Genomic DNA, 17765 nt, shown 5'->3' with positions numbered 1-17765 from the left:
TAATTTCTCTACCTTCTAGCGATAGTGCAATGAAGTAAAATATTCAGTGTTAATAATTTTATCATTTCCATGCCTAAACGGTGTTTTTTTTCTGCATAATTGAATAAATTCAAAATAACATTAAGTAATTCATCACATTTACAAAACAACATTTATTTTTCATCACAATTTATTGAGAAAATTTGAAGAATATAAAGGAGGAAAAAACAGTGGAATCTATAAGTAAAATGCTTGATGAGGTGGATTTGCAAATCTTAGATATTCTGCAAAACGAAGCCCAGATAAGTAATTCTGAAATAGCTAAACGAGTTAATCTGTCTCCGCCAGCTACCCATGCACGGATAAAAAGACTAGAAAAAGAAGGATATATTAATCGACATGTTGTTATTTTAAATCAAGAAAAGCTCGGATATGATTTATTATCCTTTGTTTTTATGAGTACAAATATCCATCAACATGAGCAGCTGAAGGTGTTGGAGAAAGCATTAGAGTCAATGCCAGAAGTTTTAGAATGCCATTGCATAACGGGAGAATATGATTATCTACTTAAGGTGGCAAACAAAGACCGCAGAGAATTGGAGAATTTTATAAGAAAGTTAAATACACTGGGCATTACACGCATTCAAACTAGCTTAGCATTAAGGGAAATTAAATATTCCACAGTCTTACCTATACGAGAAAACAATGGCTTCTAGATTGCAACATCTGTCTTATAGAACTAGAGTTAAAATTATTAGGATTATGCTTTTTACAACTACCCAATTAATTGAATGGCTTAAAGAATCCCACTTTCCTCTCTTATTCCTAATAGGTACGAAAATCCCAAGTCTTAAATAAAAGGACTTGGGATTTTTAAGTTAACTGAGTTTGATCATGGAATAATTCAAGCGCATTTTGCAAGGAAATAATTTCTTGTTGGATTTTAGAATATCCTTCGATACTAGGCACATGTTTGGTGTTATCATGATGGTGTAATTCGACCGTTTTTGCCATCGTTTCAAATACTAAAAGAAATTGGGAAAGCACTTTATCTGATAGAACTGGTCTATTTGCATTATTAGAAGAAAACTCCAGTACATATCCTAACTGCTCGATCGAAAAAATGGTTGGCCACAATAATTCCAATGCTTCTTTATTACTTGGTACTTCCCCTAAAGCAGTATTATAAATGGTTCTTAAGTTGATTAAATTGGTTCTTAACTTATTTACGGCATGGCTTTTATCCATTTTTATTTCGCTATTTTGTTCAGGAAACAGCTTAAAAAACAATTGGGACTGACTGCGAATCGTTTTCGCTATTAAATGAGGAAGTCTACTCGATGCAGATCGCCTGCCTATTAATAACACACCAACAAGACCTATGAGAACCCCGATGATGATATCTGTAATTCGAGTAGTAGCAAAATAAGAAAGATTATGGATTTGTGTCGTATTTTCTGCTATTAATATAGAACTTGGAGTGATAAACATAACGGCAAATGCATAATTTCGTACGATAAAAAGCTCTGTGAAAAAGCTGAACACTAGAATACATAACGCAACCCAGGCACCAGTTGGTTCTAATGAAAGAACAATAGCTATAATCAAAATACCAACAATTGTACCTATAGATCTTTGAATACCTCGTTGAAACGTACTCATTATAGTAGAACCTAACATTGTCGCTCCACAAGATACTGGAATCCAATACGAGCGTTCAAAGTCAAATGCAAAAGCAATGAGTGACGCAGTTATTAACACTACACCATATTTTAACGCAGAAATAAACACAATCGAGTTTTTATCAAATGCATCTGAAAAAACACTGCGTACAGTCGGTTTGGTAATAGTGATTGCTTGATTAATTTTTGATATTGGTTCATTTAATATGGCTTCTGCATCATAGATTTTAGAAAATAATCGATCTACTGCCTTATCCGTATCTACTGGCTGAAGAATTATGGGAGTTTCCATTTTCTTTGTTGGATGAAGTGAATGGGCTAGCGCCTCAACTGTTTGTCCTAACTCAGACGGTAGCTTTGTCCTTCCTTCTGCCACCATTTCAAGAATATCCGAGAAAAGAAAGCTAGCTTGATCTTTTAATAAATACAATCCTTTATAATTGATCGAGCTATTCCAAGAAGCATACCCTGCGATCAATGTTACATCAGCATCTTTTAACGCAATTACCACTTTTTCTCGCGCTTTATTAAACTGGTCTGTCCCAACAGATTGAAGAAGAGAAGCTAACTCTAAATATACTCTTTTCACTGCATTTGTTTCTGGTCCTTGAGGATTAATAAACCAACCAATCATTGCTACGCACCAAGCAAAAGTCCCTCCTAAAAAAACAAGACCAGCATAGGTGATAGCGAGCGCTGGATCAGGTTGGGAAGCGGAAGTCATAGCGAACACTATGACAAAAAATATAGAAGCTGGCCCCGGAATTTTTAATGCACCAAAAATGAATGTGGCAATGCCGCCTATGAGTCCAATCAATATAGCAAAGATTATTGGTGAAGAAGCAGTCAGAATGCCTAATCCTATAGAAGCAGATAAACCAAGTGCCACAAAGAAAATTTTCTTTGCTCTTTGGGGAAAGGGCTCATTCCAAACATACAAATAAGCAAATCCTCCAATGCCAGCAAGTAGTCCATATTGAAAATTGCCTAGTAGTAATCCAATAACAACAGGTGTAGAAGAACATATTCCTGCACAAATCGCTCTTATCCAAGGGAACGGAGTATTTTTAACAGCAAAAGCTGCTTTTAACCCTCTAAAAAAATTATTTTTCATGCGCATCCCCTACTTTTGTTTTTAACTACCTATTCTACAATGAAATCACTATTCATATATATACCCCAAAACTTCTTATATGAACCGATAGTTACGTAGGTAAATAACGTTAAGATTATAATCGTCGTTCTATTGCTTGCAGTAGATTAAAAAGCATGAACAATAGTGCAAGTAACGGTCTCTCCCACCATATAGGAATTGAAAGCGATAAATAGAATGACCTACATAATAAAGATACCGAGTCGTACCGTAAAAAATCAGCTTTTATTACGGGTCAGAAATGTGAAATTATGAATGTTGCTCAACATTTACAATTTCACATTTCTCACCCCAAGTAAACTTGCTATTTTAATATATTAGTTGCTTTCACCAGCAATTTAGTTGCTCTCGCGCTGAATTAGTTGCTTTCCATAATCGATTTGTTGCCCTTAGCCATTTATTGGATAGCCACAATTGAAAAACTGGTTAAAAATTTTTTTTCAGCAGATTGGCACTGATAAACAAGTAATTTCTAATTTTTCTCCCTGCAGGTGTCGGATATTATAGCGGTTACTACTTTATTCTGTTCCAAATAATTCATCTCACTAAAATAAAAATCCCCAGTCGCTTGATAAAGCAACTAGGGATTTAAGAAGTGTAATTATGTTCTGACGTCTTTTATTTTCGATTCAGGAGCAGTTTCTTCTGGAGTTATATCCTCAAAGGTCTCGTTTGCTTCTTGTAAATCCCTCGTACGATGAGCTAAGCGAGATGCAGCACTTGCCGCGATGCTACAGACGATATCGTCTAAGAACGTATGCACACCATTCCCAATTTTCGTATCAAGCTTAGATATAATACCAATTTTATTTTTATCTAAATGACCAAAAGTAGTAACAGCAATACTACCATAGGTAAACACTGCTCCTAATGCGATTGTTTCATCAATGCCGAATAATCCCTCATCTGCTTCTACAATTTGTTGTAATGGTGCAGATAACATTTTCTTTTCAGCAAGCTCATCTAATTCGATGCCCACTAAAATGGCATGTTGCATTTCTCTTTTTTTCAAAACACTTTTAATCGATTCTATACAATGCTCAATAGTTAATCCTTTATTGTATGGCATTTGCATTTCATAGACGATTTTAGCAATTTCTTCAATCGTTACACCTCTTCTAAGTAATGCATCTTTTGCTGCCTTTTCCACTGTTCTTGAATGTACTCTGGACGTTTGTCTATCCAATTTAATTACCCCCTCTTGTCTAATTTTTCAAAGTCTTTATTCTTTCCCTCTATGCCATTATATTGTCATACGAAATGCTCTTGTTTTTTGATGAATGTTTATTATACCTCTGTACATGTATATGTTACAATTTCTATACAACATGATTACTTGTAGGAGGAACTACCATGAACCGAGGAGTTGTACAAGACTTAACACTTTTTAGCAACGCATTGCAAGAAGATATGCAATTACTTATTTACTTACCACCTAATTATTCCCCATTGTATAAATATTCTATTCTTATCGCCAACGATGGAAAAGATTATTTTCAGTTAGGACGTATTACACGAGTTGCAGATGAATTGTATGAACAACAAGCAATTGAAAACTTGATCATTATTGGTATCCCTTACAAAAATGTCAAAGATCGCAGAGAAAAGTATCATCCTGAAGGCAAAAAGCATCAGGCGTATATTCGATTTTTAGCCCATGAGCTTATCCCTTACATAGATGCCAACTATCCGACTTATCAAGTTGGCATGGGACGTGCGTTAATCGGGGATTCTTTAGCTGCAACTGTGTCATTACTGACAGCGCTCCAATATCCAAATATATTTGGAAAAATTATTTTACATTCGCCACTCGTAAATGAGTATGTATTAGCCCAAGTGGAAAAACACAAGGAAGTACATGCCTTTTCTGTTTATCATGTATTTGGAAAAGACGAGCTCGAAGTTAAAACAGGAGACGGATTATTAACAGATTTCGTCACCCCAAATCGAGAATTGCATAATTTAATAATAAAAAAAGGATTTTCCACGTATTATGACGAATTAGATGGTGACCATACTTGGAAGCTCTGGCAACCAGATATGAAAAGATCACTACAAAACAATTTCGGTTTATAAATTATTTTTTGTTATACTATTAATGTAGTCTATAAAAACTTCGAGGAGGTAATGAAAAATGAAATACGGTATTGTTGCTTTCCCATCTAAAAAAGTACAGGACTTTGCTAACTCTTATAGAAAGCGCTATGACCCTCATTACGCATTAATCACACCGCATATGACGGTTAAAGGGGTATTCGAAGCAAACGAGAACGAAATCAAGCAAATTGCAGAAAATGTAGCCCTAGTTGCAAAAGAACATAAACCGTTTACGTTAAAGACGTCTAAAGTTAGTTCATTTGCCCCTGTTACAAACGCAATATACTTCAAGGTAGAACCAACAGAAGAACTACTCTCGTTGCACAAAAACTTAAATGCAATTGGTTTCAATGACGAAGAAAACTATGCGTTTGTACCACATATTACAATTGCACAAAAATTGAGTGCTAGTGAACACGACGATATTTATCCTCAATTAAAAATGATCGGTGCCGAGTTTGAAGAACAAATCGATCGCCTTCATTTGCTATATCAACTAGAAGATGGTTCTTGGACCGTTTACGAAACATTTAGATTGTCTGGAGCTGAATAAATATTGGTTTTCGCAAAAAAAGTTGAAACAAAAAAAGAATATGAAGATGCGATCGTCGTTCGACGAAAAGTCTTTGTAGAGGAACAAGATGTGCCGCTTCATTTGGAATTAGACGAACATGATGCAGAGGCAGTGCATTTTGTTGCATATGATGGAGAAATACCTTTTGGTGCAGGCCGTATTCGAACGACTGAACCGACTATTGGAAAAGTAGAGCGCGTTTGTATTTTACCTGAGTATCGAGGTAAAAGTTTAGGCAATTTAATGATGCAATGTATGGAAGATTATGCATTTTCTAATGGTTTTCAAAAGCTGAAGTTAAATGCGCAAAGCCATGCTATTCCATTTTATGAAAAAAGAAATTATACGATTACATCTCCTGAATTTTTAGAGGCGGGTATTCCACATCGTGCGATGGATAAAAGTTTATAGTTGGAATTGATAAAAGTGGGATGCAGACACAATGCATTCCACTTTTTTTTTATGAAATCTATCATATGCCTACTATGATACATAAACATTTTTTAGTCTCTCAATTGGCGATACATTTTAGCTGCATGTCGCATTAACGAATAGAACTGTTTTTCTTCTACAGCTTTTTCGTCCTTTCTGCTCGCATGAATCGGAAGTTTTTTCGTGTCCTCCTGCTTTTGATCTTGATTTTGTTCTGCATGTCTCATTAGTGCATAATATTGCTTTTCTATCATTGCTTTTCTTTCTTTAGGGTTTATATATGCTTCGACTGTTTGTTCCTCAAAACGCTTTTTATTGGCAATTGGCGGCTTTTCATCTAGTAAGATTTCGTTTTTTTCTACTGGGAGCATGGGAATAGGTGGATTTTTTTTCCTATTAGTTGAGGAGATAGCAATCGCATTTTGATCATAATTCATTTCACTCCAAGGTGTTAGAAGTGTCCTTTTTTCATATCTTCTAATGGGAGGTTGTTCTTTCGGCAAAGATCTTTGTACATCCTCTTTAGAATTAATAATCAGTTGTTTAATGACGGTGACCAATCTTAACATAGTTTCTTCTGTTGTTATTTCTTTATTGATTTCACTAGACCGCTCTTTCATTAGAGTACTAGTTAACTTGCTTTCTTGATGAATATTTGCAATAGAGGAAATCGCTATATAATGAAGTGCTTGATCATTCGTGACAACAATATAATCCTCTTGAATACTGCTTAATATGCCGCTAAACACTTGATCACTAAAACGATTGATCGTGACCCATTTGTTTTGTAGATGTGTTAATACTCCCGTTAAATCATTACTGTGGTAAAGAATAACTTCCTTTTGAGAAGTTTGTGCATGATTTATATTCCCCGTAAAAGCAGGTATATGTTCTACTGTGAAATAATATATTTCCCCATCTATCTGAACAACTAGATGATCTTGTTTAATAGCTAACAAAACACCTTCTGCAAATTGATTGTGATGTAGAAATATACCAATTTTCCTATCTATAAGGGGAGCTAAGGCTGTTTTCATATTTTTCTCGCTCAATTTGCGAGACCTCCTTCATAGAACATTCGATTTTTCTGAATATGCCTATCTCGTTTCGATTTTTGTTTTCGTTTTTACTATATGTATTGGGGAATTGTTATCATCGGTCAAAAGCCTAATAGAAGAATATCATCCACCATCTCTTTTCAATTTGTATAGGGATGGACGAAAAAAATGCCAACAAATATGTCGGCATTTTCATCAAATATAACGGTTTATATAATTTCCTTTACCGCTTATTTCTGCGATTATAGGCGATAAATTAATGGGGTTCGGTTGGATGAAGCTTTTATATAATGGCAGATCGGTTTGTCCATTTTGTTCCAATACTTGCGATTCTTCCTCTTCGTCTAAAATTTCTCTCTCTAAATGGTCATCAAAACTTGACTTCATTTTAACGCTGTTTACATTATTAATATAAGCAAAATTGTAGTCGTCCATTAACATGCGATTTGCATAATCTCGTGATTGTATCGATTGATTCGGTAATATGTAGCCCATCTTTTCCACCTCCATCTTTATATATACTCCATACCCAAAAATAATATGCTTTAAACAACTTTGCCCCAGTGAATTTGAGCTCCTATTTTAATGATTAAAATAGAGGTCATCTTCCTGGGGCATGAGTTGTTCACTTTATTTTTCGAAAGAAAATACAGTTTTCATTTGGATTTTATAGTAGTTTTTCTATATCCTTTAAACTTAAACTACTTCCACTTTGTAAAATGGATTTCGTCAGTTCATCTTCTAGCTCTTTTGAAACTGGCTTATTCGCTAACTTGCCTACTTTTCTTACTATTTTACGCACTTGTTTTTCATCCGTAAAATCAGCATATGAGATGGCATTTGCAAGCGTAAAAAGATCATCCATCGATACTCCAGTTTTATTTTCAATTGCCTTAAAAAATGGATTTTGCATTACTTTTCCCCCTCACAGTTTGATTTTCTAGATTTAAGGGAGAAAGCTTCTTCCGACAATGATTAATAAAATGAATAAAACAACGATTAATACAAATGTTGAGTTACGATTTCCACCGTATCCGCCGCCGTAACCTCCGCAATAGCCGGGATATCCTCCACCACAGTAGTCGTACATATCCTTTCCCTCCTCTCCTCTTCAACGTATCATATGCAAAGAGGGTACAAAGAAAAAGGGCGAATCAACTAGTAGGTCGTATTCCGCTTTTGAAAAATAAATGCACCAATTATACCAAATAATATTGCTGCACTTATACCAGAGCTTGTTACTTCAAACATACCAGTTAATACACCAATTAAGCCGTGTTTTTCAGCTTCGGCTAGTGCTCCATGCGTTAACGAGTTTCCAAAAGAAGTAATTGGAATTGTAGCACCTGCTCCAGCAAAATCGATGAGTGGCTCATATAAACCAATTCCATCTAAAATAGAACCACAAACAACTAAGGTACATAATGTATGGGCTGGAGTTAATTTTAAACCATCCATTAATAGTTGACCTACTACACAAATAAGACCTCCGACAATAAACGAAGTAATTAATGAAGTAATCATGTTATCCCCTCTTCTCCATACGACATTCAATAGCATGAGCAATACAAGGAATTGTTTCCCCTTGTTGAAAAGTTAAAGGGGATAATAGTGCTCCTGTTGCAACTAGTAACACCCTGCTAAATACACCGTTTTTTAATTGTTCATATATATAACTAAAAAAAACTGCGGCTGAACAACCTGCACCACTAGCACCTGAATTAAAAAAAGAATTTTCTCCATAAAACTGAGCACCTGCATCTTGTAAAATTACACCACTATCTTCATCTTGGAACATTTCTTTTAATATAGATAATCCTATTTTTCCTAAATCACCGGTCATAATAATGTCATAATCAGACATGCTACTATTCGTATTTTTTAAATGTCTTTCTATTGTATCTCTTGCCGCTGGTGCCATTGCAGCTCCCATATGTAAAGGATCTGTTTGTCCGCCATCCACTACTCTTCCAATCGTGGCATGCGTAATAATGGGCGCATTTTTGGCATGTTTTTGTAATAGTGCAAAACCCGCTGCTGTTACCGTCCATTGTGCACTTCCAGGTTTTTGTGCACCATATTCAAGCGGATACCGAAACTGTCTTTCTACGGTCGGATGATGACTGGAGGCTCCAGCTAAAACCGATTTTGCATTCCCTGATTCCAATAACAGACTACCAAGTATTAATGATTCCATGGAGCTTGCACAAGCAGAAAAAACACCTAAAAATGGTATCGCTAACTGTCTTGCAGCAAAGTTTGTAGGGGATAATTGATTGACCAAATCTCCCCCTATAAATACATCAATATTCTCCATTTGCTCATGGCCTTTTTGAACAGCTTTTGTACAAGCTTTTTCGATAAAGCGTGTATTGGCCTGTTCATATGTTTCTCCTTTTTCATTTTCAAGTGACAGTATCTCATCAAATGAACTAGCAAAAGGACTTTCTTTCTCTACTGGACCAACGACTACACCTGTACTTGCAATACTGGGCATTTCTTTAAACTGAATTGTCCCAAATGTATTTACCATGAGACCACTCCCATTTTCACTAATATTGTTTTAATTAATGCAACGATAAAAGCAGATAATACACCGAAAACGATAACGGAACCCGCAAGCTTGAATATATTCCCTCCAACCCCAAGTACATATCCTTCCGATTTATGTTCAATGGCTGATGAAATAACAGCATTTCCGAACCCAGTGATAGGCACAGCTGATCCTGCACCACCAAATTGAGAAATCTTTTTATAAAGTCCTGTGCCAGTTAATATCATGGCGATAAATACCATTGTGGCTACCGTTGGATTTGCAGCAGTTCGCTCTGTAAACGGAAAAAAGCGTACATAAAAAAATGTAATAAGTTGTCCTACTGTACAAATAAATCCACCGACTAGAAATGCTTTTAACATATTCACAAATAGTGGGGCTTTTGGAGTTTGTTTATCGACAATTTTATCGAATTGTTTTTGATCCATTATGTCTCTTCCTTTGAAAGTGATTTTATTTCTTCAATTGTTTCTGTTAGTTTGTCTGGTTGTAACTGTTCATCTATTACTTTTTCCATTTCCCACCTTAGTTTTATATCACCCGAAACAAGTATTTCTTTATCGGGAAACGATTCTTCTATTTCTTTTTTTAAATTTTCTTCAATTTTTTCTTTATGGAATCGCTTCATCCTTTTAATATCGATTGCGACGAGAATGTCTGCGTCGTCCATGACACTTGTATACCCGTTGATTGTATCTTGCTTATTTAGTATTTGCTCGAGTTCCGATGATTCCACAGCCGGATAAATAGCCGTTTCTCTTTCATTTGAACAAGCCGTTAAAAGTAGTAATAGAGGGAAAACATACATTATTTTATTCATTTTATACTTGCTCCTTTTCGAGTTAGTATGCTCGAGCGAAAATGAAATATACAAATGGTGTCGAGATATATGCCCTACCCATTAGGAAGAAGCTACATAGATTAGAAAGAGATAAAAAGGAGGTGAAACTCAATGGGTTGTGGAAGAGTTGAAGACGTAACAAATGAAAGAAAACATGATAGAGGTTGCGTTTGTGACGTTGTTCGTGCGATTAAGGATATTCAAGATGCAGCGACAAACGATGAATGCCCGCAATGTCCTACAAACTGTTTTTTAGAGCCACTTGGAGGCCTAGTTAGTCCTGCTGCTCGTCATCGTGCGGACACACGAGTTTTCATGTTGTTAACAAAAGATGGTGATCCTTTTAAAGCATTTTTCCGTGACACAGATAACTGCGATAATGATTGTATTTCCGTCTATTTCCGTGTAGAAGATATTTTTGACGGTTGTTGTGCAACATTACGTGTGTTAGAACCACTTGATTCCAATAGACATGAAGTTGATTTATTATCTGAATGTGGTACAAAAATTAATTTGAGAAAACTTTGTAAGGTACGTAATTTTAGATTGACAGGTAGCTGTATTACAGTAGATTTAAATTGTTTCTGTGCAATTGAATGTGTAGCGGATGTATTTTTAAATGTATGTGACTGATCGTTTCAACCTTGTAGTGTCTACTTCCGTTCGGGACTGCCCCGAACGGTTTTGTTGTGGGATTTTATACATTAAAATCTAAGGATAGTGCATCCCAGAAAGCTCTATTAGGTGATTACTGTGATTTTAGCTGAAAATTGCTTACTTACACAGTAGCGACTCGCTAAAAATCAAATTTAATACAGCCTTTTCAATTATGCATATCCAGAAAATGGATTAGGGCAACCAACCAATCATTGAAAGCAATTAATACTAGTCTGAAAGCGACTAAATCAACACGAAAGCAACCAAATTGTCAGCTAAAGCTACTAATTCTTACAATAGCAAGTTTACTCAGAGTAAAATGACTATAATTGTGTCACTTTTTAGTAAATGTTAGAGATACGCATCACCATGTTCCTCATTTCGTTTGGACATTCTTCTCTAACTAAATAAAGCAGATATATTGCCGGATCGCGTGAGCAACTCTTTTCCAATACGAATTGGCTAATGCCACGTGCGCAAATCGCGAAAGCTGACGATCACCTTACTACATACTACCCCTAAAATGAATTATATTTATTTTAGGGGTTTCTTAAAACAAAAAAACTACCCTTATAAAGGATAGTTTGTTCAAGTTATTTCATTTCTACTCCACGCCAAATAATTCTTTCTATTTGTTCGACTCGATACTTCATCAGTTCTCCAGCTCCAACAGAAAAAGTAACGACTTCATTCTCTACTTTTTCCACTTCACCTTGTAGAAGCGATCCATCATTCAAATGGAACACTAATGGACGATAAACTTTCCGTTGAAATGGTTTCGATAAAAATCTCAGTTTCTCTAAAATAGCGAGTGTTTTATCCGACATACTCGTTCGTAATTCGTAAATAGAAGTACTCTCATCTTGCTCAATTTCTTCTTTCACTTGCTCTTCCATTTCTGTCTCTAGCTTTTCCCTAGGTGGAAGATGAAAAACCGGTGGGCCTTGTATATAGATTAAAGGATCATTATAAACGCTCACAGACACATCCTTTTTCCTTTACATTATGCATTTAGCTAAAATAATGTGAACTAGACTTGTAAGGAAGAAATAAACACCGTTGCAAGCCCAAGATATATTAAAATACTAATGACATCATTAATCGTTGTAATAAACGGACCAGATGCAACAGCAGGGTCAATTTTCATTCGTTGTATCAATAAGGGAATAAACGATCCACAAATAGTCGCTACAAAAATAGAAACAAAAATGGCTGCACCAACCAATAAGCCAATTACTAAATCATGTTTCCAAAAGAAAACTATGCCAACAACAATAATTCCACATAATAGACCTGTTGTTAAACCTGTCCCAGCTTCTCTTGCAAGTAGTTTCATTTTACTTTGCTTTTCAATATCCCCTGTTGCTATCCCTCTAATTGCAACAGCCAAGGCCTGCGTACCACTATTTCCGGCTGTTCCCGATATTAAAGGAATAAAAACAGCGAGCAATGCGACTTTCTCTAGTGTTTCTGTAAACACGCTCATTAAACTTGCAGTCATCATTCCTAAAAACAGCAAAATAATAAGCCAAGGCAACCTTTTTTTGGCAGCTTGAAATGGATTTTTGTCAAATGTATCCATATCAGAAACACCTGCAAGTTTAGAGTAATCATCCGATGCTTCTTCTTCTAATACATCAATAATATCATCGACTGTAATAATTCCGAGTAGATGCTGATCAAAATCGACAACTGGTACTGCTAGGAAATCATAGTCTTTAATCATATGTGCGACTTCTTCCTGGTCTGCACTTACTAAAACGCTAACAACACGTTCGTTCATAATATCTTTAATGAGTGTATCTTCATCTGCAATGATTAAATCTCGCAGAGAAATAACTCCAGTTAATCGATGTTCTTCACTCACTACAAATAAATAGTAAATCGTTTCAGCTTTTGGTGCTTCATTTCTTAATATTGTCATTGCTGAACGGCAAGTGGATGTTTCGGAAATTGCTACATATTCTGTAGTCATAATAGATCCAGCTGTGTATTCTTCGTAATGGAGAAGATCTTTAATTTCTTGTGCAGATTCCACATCCATTATACTTAAATAACTAGCGACTTGATCTTTTCCTAACTCATTTAATACGTCTACTGCATTATCGGCATACATATAAGAGAGCATGTCTGCCGCATAAGTGGTGTCCATTTCTTTCAAATAAAATTCATATTGTTCTTCTTCAAATTTTGTTGCTTCAAATAGCTCAGCCATTTCTTTCGGAGATAGGTAGTGAAAGATTTTCTTTCGTATTTCTGGGTCCACCTTTTCAAAAAATAGCGATTGATCATAAGGATGTAATTGCATAAATTCTTCTCTAAATTCATCCATTAAATCATTACTTAAGAAATCAATTAACTTTGATTCCTCTAATTGTAGTTGATTCATTTCTTCTTTCACACTTTTCCCTCCTTCCAGCGTTCCTCTCTCATTGTATGAGCTATAAAAAGATTAAGCAACCACTTTCATAGAAAACCCGAATGATTCACCTTGTATTATTCCCCGGGAAATCATTCTAAAACTAAATTAAATATACTAACAAGATGAAGAAGGTTAGTGCGCATAATAGATATAATGTGTCGTAGTGAATTGTATGAAGTGTCCGCAGGGATTTTCGCAGCAGGACGGACGCTTTCCATGGGGTGAGTGATGAGCCTTCACCGCCGCGCCTAAGCGCGTACGTTGTGAAGTCTCATCTTACTCACTTAATCCCTTCGGAGTCGCCGCCCTGCTGCGAAAATCCAATGATAAAACACTGACTTATCAGTGTCCGAAATTAACAATAAGTGGTTGGATGAGACAATATCGTCCGTGAACGCGACAAACCATTCCAACAGATGCCGACAAGGCGAGTTGGGCAGGCATTTATGCGTACTTTCCATAATATGCAAAAATACTCATCATCTCAATCCAAGTAAACTTGATATTGTAAGAATTAGTTGCTTTCATTATCAATTTAGTTGCTCTCATGCTGATTTTAATTGCTTTCGTACTGAAATTAGTTGCTTTCAATAGCTTTTTGATTGTTCTTTGCCGTTATTTGGAATTTTACTCGAAGGTGAAAGACCCTGCAAGAGCGTTAGCGACGTAGCGGCTCGTCACTCGCCCGACTAAAATACGGCGCTCACCTAATAGAACTTCCTAAGACACATTATCCCTAAAAGTTGCACATTTTTATTTTGATAATCTTTTTAGATAAATAGTTCAGTCTCGCTTACCATAAAGAAAAACCACTAAACTTCCCTGATATGCAGGTTTATTTAGTGGCTGTTGACGGAATTATATTCTCCATATCTGATGGAAAAGGAGATTTTATCATTAACGCTTCTCCTGAAAATGGATGTTTTAATTTTAGCTCTCTTGCGTGCAATGCTTGTCTACTTATGAACTTTAAACTGCCACCGTACAAATCGTCTCCTATTAAAGGATGACCAATTGACATCATATGTACACGGATTTGATGCGTTCGTCCCGTATGTAGCTTTAACCGGACATGCGTAAGCGGCTCTCCATGCAAGTGAAAACGATTTAACACTTGTACAGAGGTTTTAGCGTATTTACCATCGGGTGATATAAAACGCTCGATAATACTGCCATCTTTACGACCAATAGGCGCCTCGATGTCAAAGCTATCTTCTTTTATAAAGCCATGTACAATCGCTTCATAGTCTCTTGATATAGTGCCTGCTTTTTGCATTTCGCTTAAAAGATGGTGCGCATGCCGGTGCTTCGCTACGCAAATTACACCGGATGTATCTTTATCTAATCTCGTCACAATATGAACGGTGGAAGAAAGGCCATTTTCTTCAAAATAACCCGCAACGAAATTTGCAACCGTTCCATTTGGATGCTCTCGAGAAGGTATTGTGCTTAGTCCTGCTTCTTTTGTAAATATTAAAAGATGGTCATCCTCAAACAGAATGGAGAATTCTCCTTTTTCGGCGATTAATCCTTCGCTCTTTTTCTCATTTGGAAAAATAATTGTCACTTTATCACCAACAGTCAATATATGCCTAACCGTTTTTTCTTCCCCATTGACTAGGATTGTCCCGCCTTCATACTTAATACTAGTCAATGCTTTTTTGGATATGCCGTATTGTTTAATGGCATCACGTAATAATAATGGGGATTCTTTTATATCAAAAGTTAATGTGATTGGTTGATTGCTCATTTTTCCAAATCACTATCGATGAACGAATCATGAACTCGTTGCCAAAAAGGAAAAGAGCGGAACCTTGCAAAACGAATTTTTTCATCAGCTACTCGGTACTTAATGGATTGCACGTCTTTATGCAATAATTGTAAATGGTCAATCGTCACCATAAAATCTGGCCCTTTTACTGGCTTCAATAAACAAGAATGGTGCTTTGGTAAAACGAGTGAAGAGCCAACCGTACGGAAAACACGGTTATTAATAGAAGCGATTTCCGCTAGTTGCATTGCTTCTAACGAAGGATGCACGATTGCCCCACCTAGCGCTTTGTTATACGCAGTACTTCCAGATGGGGTAGACATACATAACCCGTCACCTCTAAATCGTTCAAAATGTTTGCCATTTAACTCCACGTCCATCACTAATGTCACGTCTGGAGACTTTACAGTCGATTCATTGACAGCAAGATAGACCGAACTATCCTCTTCATGCCGATAGTTGATCGTCACTTCTAATAGTGGATATTCAATGACCTCAAACTCTTTTTGGGCGATGCTAATGACAAGCTTTTCAATTTCTACCGGTTTCCAATCTGCATAAAAACCTAGATGGCCGGTATGAATACCAACAAAAGCAACAGAACTTGTCAAATGCTTGTATTTATGGAAAGCATGTAGTAATGTCCCATCTCCCCCAATCGATAACACAATATCAGGGTTTTGTTCATCGAATACTAGTCCAAAATCAACTAAATACGTTTTGGCCGTTTCCATTAAGCGATTGGATAGCTCATCATTTCGTGATTGAATAAAAAACTTCATCGCGCGCGCCCCCTTTCTTCTTTATGACTTTCATGAATTCTTGGCGTAGATAGCTCTTTGTATTCACTAAAATATTTTTGAGCTTCTTGGATTTCACCACGTATTAAAGACATTTCCTCGTCTAAACGAAATGCTGCTTCCGCTGCAAACTGAAGACGTTTCTTTATCTCTTCTGGGAAAATTCCTTTATATTTATAATTCAGCGAATGTTCAATAGACGCCCAGAAGTTCATCGCAAGTGTCCGAATTTGGATTTCAGCCAAAATGTTGATCTCTCCATGTATAGTTTGAACTGGATATTCTATAATGACATGATACGACCTATAGCCACTTTGCTTTTTATGGGAAATATAATCCCGTTCTTCCACGACTTTTATATCTTTTCTGGCGCGTAATAATTCCACCACATGTTCGATATCATCAACAAATTGACACATCATCCGAAGTCCTGCAATATCCGGTATTTCCTTTGCTAACGTTTCAGAAGGTTCAAATGCGATACCTTTAATAAGGGACTTATCATAAATACTTGCAAGTGGTTTCACACGTCCTGTAACAAATTCAATGGGTGAGTTTGTGTTTTCCATTTCATACTGTGAACGCATTCCTTTTAACTTCACTTTCAACTCGGAAACTGCTTGCTTGTAAGGCTCTAAAAACCTTTCCCATTGCCCCATAAGCTTAACCTCCATTCACTGGCACTATGCTTTTAATATTTCTTCAAATGCTTCTTCTACAGCTTTGGAAAATGTAGCCCCGTAGTTATCATTGCCTTCAATATTAAAAATCAGCATTTCCAATTCTTCTTTAAATTTTGTTAAAGTTAGTTCAATATTTCCGAATTGTAATGTTGGATCATCTTCCGCTCTTAACGTATTAACTAATAATGGCCATACATCTTGTCCGAACTTTACATAATGATACCCATCTTCATCTTCTAATAAGTACACAAATGACAACGAGTCGGAATCGGTAATCATTCGACCACCCGCATTTATACTAGGTTGGTCCGGTGTTACCTCTAAAGTAAAACGAATATCATTTTCTAATTGCACACCACTGTGCACGTTATAAGTAATAGGCAAAATTAATCTTTCCTTTCTGTCCATTCTTTCACTATTTTATCATATTGAAACTCATTGCAAACCGTCTATAATAGAAATAATAGGAAAGGACGTGAAATTGTGCATTCTGAACGTGAAATCGAGTTTAAAAATTTACTAACAAAAGAAGAATTCCAATCATTAATTGCCGCTCTCGGCTTAACAAATACAGATTTCCAAACACAAACAAACTACTACTTCGATACACCAGAAAGCTATTTTAAAGAACATAAAATGGGGTTTAGATTACGTGTCTTACCAAACCACAATGAATTAACATTAAAAGCACCAATACAGGCACATGTGATGGAGGAAAAAACAGTCCTATTATCAGATAAAGAACGAGATGCTATCATCCATGAAACACGCTTCCCTTCTGTCCCCTTTTTGGAGCAAATAAAAGATAAAGGTCCATTAACTTGTATTGGTAGCATGCAAACAGATCGAGCACAAATCCCCTACAACAATGGGATACTCTTTTTGGATCACTCCTTTTATAGTCGAATAGAAGATTTTGAGGTAGAATATGAATGTAAAGATGTCGAAACGGGGCAGAAAGTTTTTCTTCAATTATTAGAAGAGCATCAAATTCCCCTACGAACTACCGATAAAAAGATTGCTCGACTTATGAAATATAACAATTCGTTGAAAGGTTGATAC

General features: G+C 36.1%; 22 protein-coding genes. 6 read left to right on the top strand and 16 right to left on the bottom strand.

Annotated elements, in window-relative coordinates; genetic code table 11:
• The first annotated feature begins 227 nt into the window (after positions 1-227).
• The gene (locus ACIQ38_RS04110; protein WP_402819608.1) at positions 228-695 is read left to right on the top strand and encodes an Lrp/AsnC family transcriptional regulator; all 468 of its coding nucleotides are present in this window, start codon (positions 228-230) and stop codon (positions 693-695) included.
• Positions 696-852: 157 nt separating this feature from the next.
• Here the strand turns inward: ACIQ38_RS04110 and ACIQ38_RS04105 are convergent, their stop codons facing one another.
• Both ACIQ38_RS04105 and ACIQ38_RS04100 read right to left on the bottom strand, forming a co-directional pair.
• Positions 853-2775: an FUSC family protein gene (locus ACIQ38_RS04105; RefSeq protein WP_402818361.1), complete on the bottom strand. Its 1923-nt coding sequence runs from the start codon at positions 2773-2775 to the stop codon at positions 853-855.
• A 640-nt stretch (positions 2776-3415) separates the two neighbouring features.
• Positions 3416-4000 carry a phosphatidylglycerophosphatase A family protein gene (locus ACIQ38_RS04100; protein WP_402818358.1) on the bottom strand — a complete coding sequence of 195 codons (585 nt, stop codon included), beginning with the start codon at positions 3998-4000 and terminating at the stop codon, positions 3416-3418.
• A gap of 167 nt (positions 4001-4167) precedes the next feature.
• Here ACIQ38_RS04100 and ACIQ38_RS04095 point away from each other — a divergent pair, with 167 nt between their 5' ends.
• Genes ACIQ38_RS04095 through ACIQ38_RS04085 form a run of 3 tightly spaced genes read left to right on the top strand, consistent with a single transcriptional unit; the run spans position 4168 to position 5896 of the window.
• Positions 4168-4890, top strand: a complete 723-nt coding sequence (locus tag ACIQ38_RS04095) for an alpha/beta hydrolase (RefSeq protein WP_402818355.1) — start codon at positions 4168-4170, stop codon at positions 4888-4890.
• A 58-nt stretch (positions 4891-4948) separates the two neighbouring features.
• Positions 4949-5464 carry a YjcG family protein gene (locus ACIQ38_RS04090; RefSeq protein ID WP_402818352.1) on the top strand — a complete coding sequence of 172 codons (516 nt, stop codon included), beginning with the start codon at positions 4949-4951 and terminating at the stop codon, positions 5462-5464.
• 3 nt (positions 5465-5467) lie between these two features.
• Positions 5468-5896: a GNAT family N-acetyltransferase gene (locus ACIQ38_RS04085; RefSeq protein ID WP_402818349.1), complete on the top strand. Its 429-nt coding sequence runs from the start codon at positions 5468-5470 to the stop codon at positions 5894-5896.
• A gap of 92 nt (positions 5897-5988) precedes the next feature.
• Here the strand turns inward: ACIQ38_RS04085 and ACIQ38_RS04080 are convergent, their stop codons facing one another.
• The 8 genes from ACIQ38_RS04080 to ACIQ38_RS04045 form a co-directional block, all read right to left on the bottom strand.
• Positions 5989-6969: a DUF2642 domain-containing protein gene (locus ACIQ38_RS04080; protein WP_402818346.1), complete on the bottom strand. Its 981-nt coding sequence runs from the start codon at positions 6967-6969 to the stop codon at positions 5989-5991.
• A gap of 201 nt (positions 6970-7170) precedes the next feature.
• On the bottom strand, positions 7171-7470 hold the full coding sequence (locus tag ACIQ38_RS04075) for a hypothetical protein (RefSeq protein WP_402818344.1): 300 nt from the start codon (positions 7468-7470) through the stop codon (positions 7171-7173).
• Between the two features lie 172 nt (positions 7471-7642).
• A complete protein-coding gene (locus ACIQ38_RS04070; RefSeq protein WP_402818341.1) occupies positions 7643-7888 on the bottom strand; it encodes a stage VI sporulation protein F in 246 nt (81 codons plus the stop codon).
• 33 nt (positions 7889-7921) lie between these two features.
• The gene (locus ACIQ38_RS04065) at positions 7922-8065 is read right to left on the bottom strand and encodes a YjcZ family sporulation protein (protein WP_402818338.1); all 144 of its coding nucleotides are present in this window, start codon (positions 8063-8065) and stop codon (positions 7922-7924) included.
• Positions 8066-8133: 68 nt separating this feature from the next.
• Positions 8134-8499, bottom strand: coding sequence for a stage V sporulation protein AE (gene spoVAE, locus ACIQ38_RS04060; RefSeq protein WP_402818335.1), 366 nt, complete (start codon positions 8497-8499; stop codon positions 8134-8136).
• Position 8500: 1 nt separating this feature from the next.
• Positions 8501-9508 (bottom strand): stage V sporulation protein AD, encoded by a 1008-nt coding sequence (locus ACIQ38_RS04055; protein ID WP_402818332.1) that lies wholly within the window; start codon positions 9506-9508, stop codon positions 8501-8503.
• On the bottom strand, positions 9502-9957 hold the full coding sequence (gene spoVAC / locus ACIQ38_RS04050; protein WP_402818329.1) for a stage V sporulation protein AC: 456 nt from the start codon (positions 9955-9957) through the stop codon (positions 9502-9504). Before spoVAC ends, ACIQ38_RS04055 begins: the two co-directional genes overlap by 7 nt.
• On the bottom strand, positions 9957-10349 hold the full coding sequence (locus ACIQ38_RS04045) for a hypothetical protein (RefSeq protein WP_402818326.1): 393 nt from the start codon (positions 10347-10349) through the stop codon (positions 9957-9959). The genes spoVAC and ACIQ38_RS04045 overlap by 1 nt, the downstream gene beginning before the upstream one ends.
• A gap of 132 nt (positions 10350-10481) precedes the next feature.
• Here ACIQ38_RS04045 and ACIQ38_RS04040 point away from each other — a divergent pair, with 132 nt between their 5' ends.
• A complete protein-coding gene (locus ACIQ38_RS04040) occupies positions 10482-11003 on the top strand; it encodes a CotY/CotZ family spore coat protein (RefSeq protein WP_402818323.1) in 522 nt (173 codons plus the stop codon).
• Positions 11004-11620: 617 nt separating this feature from the next.
• Here the strand turns inward: ACIQ38_RS04040 and ACIQ38_RS04035 are convergent.
• From ACIQ38_RS04035 to ACIQ38_RS04010, 6 genes are all read right to left on the bottom strand, one after another.
• Positions 11621-12007 carry a hypothetical protein gene (locus ACIQ38_RS04035; RefSeq protein ID WP_402818320.1) on the bottom strand — a complete coding sequence of 129 codons (387 nt, stop codon included), beginning with the start codon at positions 12005-12007 and terminating at the stop codon, positions 11621-11623.
• A 50-nt stretch (positions 12008-12057) separates the two neighbouring features.
• On the bottom strand, positions 12058-13416 hold the full coding sequence (gene mgtE, locus ACIQ38_RS04030) for a magnesium transporter (protein WP_402819605.1): 1359 nt from the start codon (positions 13414-13416) through the stop codon (positions 12058-12060).
• An 868-nt stretch (positions 13417-14284) separates the two neighbouring features.
• Positions 14285-15199, bottom strand: coding sequence for an RluA family pseudouridine synthase (locus tag ACIQ38_RS04025; RefSeq protein ID WP_402818318.1), 915 nt, complete (start codon positions 15197-15199; stop codon positions 14285-14287).
• Entirely contained in the window at positions 15196-16002 is an 807-nt protein-coding gene (locus ACIQ38_RS04020; protein WP_402818315.1) for an NAD kinase, read from the bottom strand. The genes ACIQ38_RS04025 and ACIQ38_RS04020 overlap by 4 nt, the downstream gene beginning before the upstream one ends.
• Complete coding sequence (yjbM, locus tag ACIQ38_RS04015; protein ID WP_402818312.1) at positions 15999-16679, bottom strand: GTP diphosphokinase; 681 nt, start codon at positions 16677-16679, stop codon at positions 15999-16001. Before yjbM ends, ACIQ38_RS04020 begins: the two co-directional genes overlap by 4 nt.
• A 24-nt stretch (positions 16680-16703) precedes the next feature.
• Positions 16704-17087, bottom strand: coding sequence for a UPF0738 family protein (locus ACIQ38_RS04010; RefSeq protein ID WP_402818309.1), 384 nt, complete (start codon positions 17085-17087; stop codon positions 16704-16706).
• A gap of 99 nt (positions 17088-17186) precedes the next feature.
• Here ACIQ38_RS04010 and ACIQ38_RS04005 point away from each other — a divergent pair, with 99 nt between their 5' ends.
• The gene (locus ACIQ38_RS04005; protein WP_402818306.1) at positions 17187-17762 is read left to right on the top strand and encodes a CYTH domain-containing protein; all 576 of its coding nucleotides are present in this window, start codon (positions 17187-17189) and stop codon (positions 17760-17762) included.
• The last annotated feature ends 3 nt before the right edge of the window (positions 17763-17765 follow it).

It is taken from the genome of Psychrobacillus sp. NPDC096389 (genome assembly GCF_044762855.1).
Lineage (GTDB): Bacteria > Bacillota > Bacilli > Bacillales_A > Planococcaceae > Psychrobacillus.
Note: the sequence above shows the minus strand (reverse complement) of the source record. Positions and strands in the feature narration are given on the sequence as shown.